The organism is Calditrichota bacterium, from assembly GCA_013151735.1.
Taxonomy (GTDB): domain Bacteria; phylum Zhuqueibacterota; class JdFR-76; order JdFR-76; family BMS3Abin05; genus BMS3Abin05.
In genome coordinates, this window is record JAADHR010000098.1 from 1 (window position 1) to 6,516 (window position 6,516).

Here is a 6,516-nt window from a genome sequence, read left to right on the forward strand (position 1 = left end):
TGAAAACGTGACGTTACACTTTTTTGCACGATTACGCACAGTCTGTTAATCTCCGTTAACACTTTTCAGTTTAATGCCATTTCTCCATTCCCTTAACTACTTTATTATCAATCAGTAACAAAGACACTCTGTTTTGGTCTCCTATTTGCTTTAATCAACGAAAAAACAAAACGGGTAAAAATAGGAGGTCCCCATGACATTCAAACAACTTTCCCTGATCGCGGGAATTTTTCTGGTTCTGGCCTGGACAAACTGTTCTAAAAAGGATACGCCCACGGGTCCCAAAGAAAATCAGAATCCCCCGGCACTAACCATTCAAGCCATCGACGTTCCCCAGCACATGCGGGCATCCTCGGATCCCCACGCCCAAATGAGTACCAATTTTATCGGTATGGCCAACAGTTTTTCCTCTTTAAGCGCAGCCTTTACACCTCCGGCGGGACTGGCAAAGAACACCCAAACGCTGGACGACCCCATCTGGACAAAGTCGTGGAAATACAACGGCGTGACCCTGACCATGAGCGTTTACGACCGCAATGATATGAACGTGTGGGAAATCCGGTTTGACGGTGCGGATGAGGACTACACCTACAAGAACTGGCTGTTTATGAAAATTGAACAATCTAAAGACGGGAAGTCCGGCACGATGACGACCTACGAACCGGTCACAACGAAGATTCAGGCCCAGTGGTCCTGGGGAAAAGATGCCGAGGGAGCGTATTCCATAACGTACTTGCTTGAGGAAGGAGATGAGGGAATAAAATTAATCGTCACGCAAAATTCCGACAACTCCGGTTCGTTGCAATCACTTGAAAAATACAACGGATCGTTTGTCCCCAGTTACGAAAGCCATTGGGATAGTGGCGGTGTTGGAAGCTGGAAACAGTTTGAAAACGGGAAGGAAATCGCTTCCGGAAGCTGGGGCTAATCTGCTCATGCACAAGCACCTTGTTATTATCGACGAAGACAGCTCCCTGGCCCATGGCATTGCCCAGGCTCTGCGATTTGAGTTTGAGGACATCTCCGTGCTCCAAAATCCTCTGAATGCCCGGAGCCTCATTCAGCGTTTTCGACCCGCGGTGGTTATTTCTGAAATCCGCTTTTCCACCGTTGACGGTACCGAAATGGTGTGCGAACTCAACAAATCCTTTCCGGACAGTCAAGTGATTGTTCTAAGTGCTTATTACAGCGAAAAAACCCTGCACGATTTAAAAGAAGCCGGTGTGGCAACCATTCTGGAAAAACCCGTTCAAATGGAAAAATTAAGACATGAATTAGAAAGGAGAACCCAAAAATGAATCGTTTAAAAAGCAGTCTTTTAATATCCCTTATCTTATTTTTAATATCCACGGTCTCCGCTTTTTCGCAAACGTCCCCGGCAGAATCACTGTCGAGCGTGCGCGAATCGGCTGCTCTTTTACAGCGCCATGTGGAACAGGTGCCCGTCCCCCTTGTTTTGACCACACCGCACGCGGCTCTTTTGGAAGAACTTCACCAAAAATGGATTAACCAGAATTGGCAGGACGACAAGAAAACGACCTACTCGTACAATACGAAAGGCCAACTGGGCGAGGAATTAACCCGGAAATATGTAAACAATCAGTGGGAAAATGACACCAAAATAACCTATGTATTTGACTCAAATAACAATCTGACCGTAATGTCCATGTATAAGTGGAATAACGGTACATGGGAAGGATTCATCAAATCGGAAGGCAAATATGACGCGGACCATAATCCGATCGAAATCATTACTTACAAAATGGAAAACGGGGTCTGGAAGCGCTTCTTGAAAACCACCACCACGATTAACTCGGACAAACTGCCGGACACCCTGCTTATGCAAATGTGGGTAGGCAATGCCTGGATGGATGCCATGCGCACAACATACAGCTACGATGCCCAGAAGAACCGTACGGAAGAAATGACCGAAATCTGGATGGGCGTCAGTTGGAGCCAATCGGAACGGATAACGCACAAATACGATACCCAAAATCAGGAAATCGAAGAGGTTCATCAGGTTTGGAGCAATATGGACTGGGAAAATCAAAATAAAATAACAAGCACTTACGACACTAACGGCAACACAACCAAAGAGGTCCATTTTACCTGGAACGGTACGGCATGGGAAAACGATACCCAGATGATCACAACCTACAACAGTGAAAATAATCCCACCAAAGAAACCAGGCAAACCTGGCAGGGCAGCGCCTGGGAAAATACGTACCATTCCACTTATGAATACGACACCGACGGCAATCTGGTAAAAATAACGGGTCAGGCCTGGCAAAACAACACGTGGGAAAATGTGGAACGCACGTTATACAGGTACGGAAATGCATCGGCTGTGGAGTTGGCTGAAACCTCTGACATGCCCCGGCAGTTTTCACTGAACAATTACCCCAACCCCTTTAATCCTGAAACACGGATTCAATTTGACCTGCCTGTTCGCACCCATGTTCAGGTCAGCATTTACGATTCACAAGGAAGGCTGATTCGGGTGTTGATTTCCGGAGCTGTTTTCAGCCGCGGATCCCACAGCGTATTCTGGAACGGAAAAAACGCTGCCGGTCAGAATGTAACCTCGGGACTTTATTTTTACCGCCTCCGTGCGGGACAGCATCTCTTAACAGGAAAATGCACGTTGCTTCGCTAATCCCACCACATCTTATCCTCCTCGCGTCCCTGCGAAGTGTGTCCGGCTTCGCAGGGACATTTTTTTCTCCAAAATTCCGTGATTTTTATTCCCAAATTGTTTATCTTAATGAAAGTACAAATCGCATACGACATTTATCCGCTGTTCAGAAAATAATTAAGTGTTGTCATAGTGATTTGTTCAGACAACAGGAATACGGAAAAGTAACCTATTTTTTTTCAACAGAAGAGGTTTAATGAAACTATCGATTGATTCCATTGATAACACAGACGATTTTTATCGCATGAGCTATTTCCGGGACGTTTCTGCTCTTCGGGATTCCCTGCAAGCGGTGGGGCAACTGCAGCCCCTTCGGGTGGAAGCTCTGGACGATGGACGTTTGCGTGTCATTTCAGGTTTTCGCCGACTGGAAGCCGCCCGCAAGCTGGGCTGGCAGGCCCTCTGGGTGGACGCGATTTCCGGTACACCGGAGGATCGGTTTGTCTGGTTCAGGCAAACCCTGTTCGAAAACCTTTCGCTTCGTTCCTTCAACTGGGTGGAAAAAGCCTTTGTCGTTCAAAAACTCCGGGACCAGTTTGAGATTTCGGAAGCAGAACTTCTTAAAAAATGGTTTCCCACCCTTGGGATCGGGCAAAACCGAAAATGGCTAAACTGGCTTCTGGCAATCCCGGGTTACGAACCGCCGGTTCAAAAGGCGATTGCTGCTGACGCCCTGACGTTTGATCTTTTTGAATATTTGCCCGCGCTGGACGGAAAGAGCCGTCTGGCCATGGTGCGTCTTTTTCAATCCCTCAACTTGGGGAAAAATCGCCAGAAGGAGTTTTTCGCCCTTTTGCGGGATGTGGCACTTTTGGAAAAATCAACCCTTGCCGAACTTTTACAACGGGAAGAAATCACCCAAATTCTTGGAGACGAAAGCATCTCGCTGGGTCAAAAAACCCAGAGGGTGCGTGAGCGTTTGCGCCGCTGGCGCTATCCGAATTTGACCAAAACGGAAGTCAGATTCCGGGACATTCTCCGCGGTTTGCGTCTGCCGCCCGGCATTCAACTGCGGCCTCCCCAGAATTTTGAAGGGGACAAATTCCGGCTGGAATTTCAATTCCGCACTCCGGAAGAATTTGCTCGAACCGTGGCTAAACTGCAGGCTATTTCCGAATCGGATCAGTTGCAGGAACTGCAGAAGCTCTGGGAGGATGCGTAATGGCGTACCAGAAATACTGGCCGGAGAAACTCCTGGTGGAAGAGCGAGTGTGGCATCTGCCTTGGACGCAAGAGATTCTCGCCCGATTGGATGGGGTGCCGGTGCAGAAAATTCAAACGGTGGAAGAGGAAGCCCAGAAAGTCCGCGAAGCCGGGGTACCGCCTGCCGAAGCGCGTAAAACCCTGGTTCTGGCCCGGCAGTCGGGGAAATTTCTGAAACCCTGCCCCGGCACACAAAATTACGTCTGCTGCGGCTACTATTTTCTAAACATCGCCACTAACTGCGACGTCAACTGCACCTACTGCATTTTGCAGGGCTACTTGAACATCCCGTTCATGGTGGTGTACACGAACATTGAGGATGCCTTTCGGGAACTCGACGGTGTGCTGGGAGAATTCAAATTTCCGCTGTACCGAATCGGCACCGGCGAGCTCACCGACAGTTTGACGCTGGAACACCTCACCCACCTGAGCGAAAAACTGGTACCCTATTTTGTGGGAAAGCAAAATGCCATTCTGGAGCTAAAAACCAAAACCACACAGATTGAACCGCTCCTTCCGTTAGAGCACAATCGAAAGGTGATTGTGGCATGGTCGCTCAATCCGGACCCCATCATTCGAACGGAGGAAAAAAACGCGCCTTCTCTTGCAGAACGCCTTGAGGCGGCCCGGAAGGTCGAAGCCGCCGGCTACCGGCTGGCATTCCATTTTGACCCGATGATTCATTACCCGGAGTGGGAATCCGGGTACCGGGATGTGGTAAACCGCCTGTTTGAAACGGTGCATCCGGAAAACATTGCCTGGATCAGCTTGGGCGCACTGCGCTATCCGGCCCCGATGGACCGGGTCATTCGCGAAAACCACCCCGAAAGCCGGATTGTTCTGGGCGAATTGGTTCCCGGCAAGGACGGTAAATTGCGCTATTTTCGCCCCATTCGCCAGCACATGTTCCGAAAAATGATCGAGTGGATTAAAAGCCACGCACCTCACGTGACCGTCTATTTTTGCATGGAGAGTCCCGAAGTGTGGCAATTTGCTTTTCGTGATCAGGTGCTGCGCAAATGCCCGCTTCCCAAAATGCTGGACAAATCCGTATTTGAGTGGGTTACGTAAAGCATTTCGCGCATTCGCGGAAGGAGTAAAAAATGTTGGAAGGTAGTAAAAGTACTGAAAATGGCGACTCATCCTACGAGGCACGCCTTTTGGTTATTGAAGATGAGCCAACGATTACGGAGTTTTTACGGACAGGCCTTGCTTACGAAGGATATGAGGTTCTGGTAGCAATGGACGGAGAAACCGGTTTGCGTCTTTGTCGCGAAAAACCATTTGATCTCATTATTCTTGATATCATGCTTCCCGATATAGACGGATTTGAGGTCTGCCGCAGGCTTCGTGAGAAAGGGATGTCCGTCCCCATTATTATGCTGACCGCTAAGAAGGATATTTCCGATCATGTGAAAGGACTTGACATCGGAGCAGACGACTATATGACCAAGCCCTTTAGTTTTGCCGAATTGCTGGCGAGAATTCGGGCACAACTGCGCAGAAGTGGTCGACAAGTGGAAAGCTCAACACTTTCTGCTGGTGACATTGTCATGGATTTGGAAACCCGGGAGGTAACAAAAGCAGGAAAACCCATTTCTCTGACCCCAACGGAATTTTCACTTCTGGAGCTTTTTGTACGCCGTCCACACCGCGTCTTTACACGGGAAACACTGCTAAACAGAGTGATGGGATACAATTACGTCGGCGAAACCAACATTATTGATGTACACATCAGCCATCTCAGGGATAAATTGGGCGACAGACCTGCCCGGTTAATTCGCACGCATTACGGAGTGGGCTACGCATTTTACCCGGAGGACGAGGCATGAAACTGTGGAATCGATTGTCTCTGCGAGCCCGCTTAAGCCTGTTATACGTTGGATTGCTTACACTTTCCATCGGTGTTGTGGGAGGTTATTCCTATTGGAATGTTTGGCGTTCCCTGATTTACAGCACAAGTAACCGTCTTCGGGCACAAGCGAAGCCGGTTATCGAGCACTGGCTTTATTCAAAAGACTATTTGACACCTAAATTCAAGAAATCTCCTGCTTCCACTCAATTGATCGATCTGGCGCAAATCGCAAAACCCCTGGCACGCGACTTAACCTCCCGAAACACGGCCGCCTTGATTCTTGACAAAACGGGAAAAATATTGGCTATTGGCAAACATCTGCCGGAAGAACCCGTTCCTCCTCCTCCCAATTCATTTTATTTTCGGCGCGCGCTGGCCGGACAAAATGAAATCGATTACAAAACAACACTGAACGGCGATCCTACCCTGGTGCTCTTAATTCCCCTTCGAGCACATCCTGGTAGCCAAAACATACTGGGCGTCGCGCAACTCAGCACGTCCTTGGCCCCAATTAACCAGATTCTTCTATGGAATGGATTGATGCTGATGGGGGTCATGCTCATCACATTACTGATTGGTGGCGGATTGGGGTTGTGGGTAACCTCGTCGAATTTAAAAGGCCTGAACTACATGGTTGGGGTGTGTCAGCAGATTTCAAACGGCGATTTTAGTCAGCGCGTTGAACTGCCGGATCAACACGATGAAGTCCATAAGCTGGCAACCGCATTCAACATTATGGTTGATCGGATTGAGACCCTGTTCG

Annotated in this window: 7 protein-coding genes; all 7 read left to right on the forward strand. The window is 48.7% G+C overall.

What is annotated here, in order from left to right; all coding sequences use genetic code 11:
* Window positions 1-193 precede the first annotated feature (193 nt).
* Window positions 194-928, forward strand: coding sequence for a hypothetical protein (locus tag GXO76_06710; GenBank protein ID NOY77545.1), 735 nt, complete (start codon window positions 194-196; stop codon window positions 926-928).
* Between the two features lie 7 nt (window positions 929-935).
* Window positions 936-1,298, forward strand: a complete 363-nt coding sequence (locus GXO76_06715) for a response regulator (GenBank protein ID NOY77546.1) — start codon at window positions 936-938, stop codon at window positions 1,296-1,298.
* Entirely contained in the window at window positions 1,295-2,656 is a 1,362-nt protein-coding gene (locus GXO76_06720; protein NOY77547.1) for a T9SS type A sorting domain-containing protein, read from the forward strand. Before GXO76_06715 ends, GXO76_06720 begins: the two co-directional genes overlap by 4 nt.
* 235 nt (window positions 2,657-2,891) lie before the next feature.
* The gene (locus GXO76_06725) at window positions 2,892-3,857 is read left to right on the forward strand and encodes a ParB N-terminal domain-containing protein (GenBank protein ID NOY77548.1); all 966 of its coding nucleotides are present in this window, start codon (window positions 2,892-2,894) and stop codon (window positions 3,855-3,857) included.
* On the forward strand, window positions 3,857-4,969 hold the full coding sequence (locus GXO76_06730; GenBank protein ID NOY77549.1) for a hypothetical protein: 1,113 nt from the start codon (window positions 3,857-3,859) through the stop codon (window positions 4,967-4,969). Before GXO76_06725 ends, GXO76_06730 begins: the two co-directional genes overlap by 1 nt.
* 32 nt (window positions 4,970-5,001) lie before the next feature.
* Window positions 5,002-5,730 carry a response regulator transcription factor gene (locus GXO76_06735; GenBank protein ID NOY77550.1) on the forward strand — a complete coding sequence of 243 codons (729 nt, stop codon included), beginning with the start codon at window positions 5,002-5,004 and terminating at the stop codon, window positions 5,728-5,730.
* A partial coding sequence (locus tag GXO76_06740; GenBank protein ID NOY77551.1) for a HAMP domain-containing protein occupies window positions 5,727-6,516 on the forward strand: 790 nt, incomplete at its 3' end. The genes GXO76_06735 and GXO76_06740, both read left to right, overlap by 4 nt.

Coding starts and splice junctions, on each gene's coding strand:
- GXO76_06710 (NOY77545.1), top strand. CDS start 194: ATGACATTCAAACAACTTTCCCTGATCGCGGGAATTTTTCTGGTTCTG.
- GXO76_06715 (NOY77546.1), top strand. CDS start 936: ATGCACAAGCACCTTGTTATTATCGACGAAGACAGCTCCCTGGCCCAT.
- GXO76_06720 (NOY77547.1), top strand. CDS start 1,295: ATGAATCGTTTAAAAAGCAGTCTTTTAATATCCCTTATCTTATTTTTA.
- GXO76_06725 (NOY77548.1), top strand. CDS start 2,892: ATGAAACTATCGATTGATTCCATTGATAACACAGACGATTTTTATCGC.
- GXO76_06730 (NOY77549.1), top strand. CDS start 3,857: ATGGCGTACCAGAAATACTGGCCGGAGAAACTCCTGGTGGAAGAGCGA.
- GXO76_06735 (NOY77550.1), top strand. CDS start 5,002: ATGTTGGAAGGTAGTAAAAGTACTGAAAATGGCGACTCATCCTACGAG.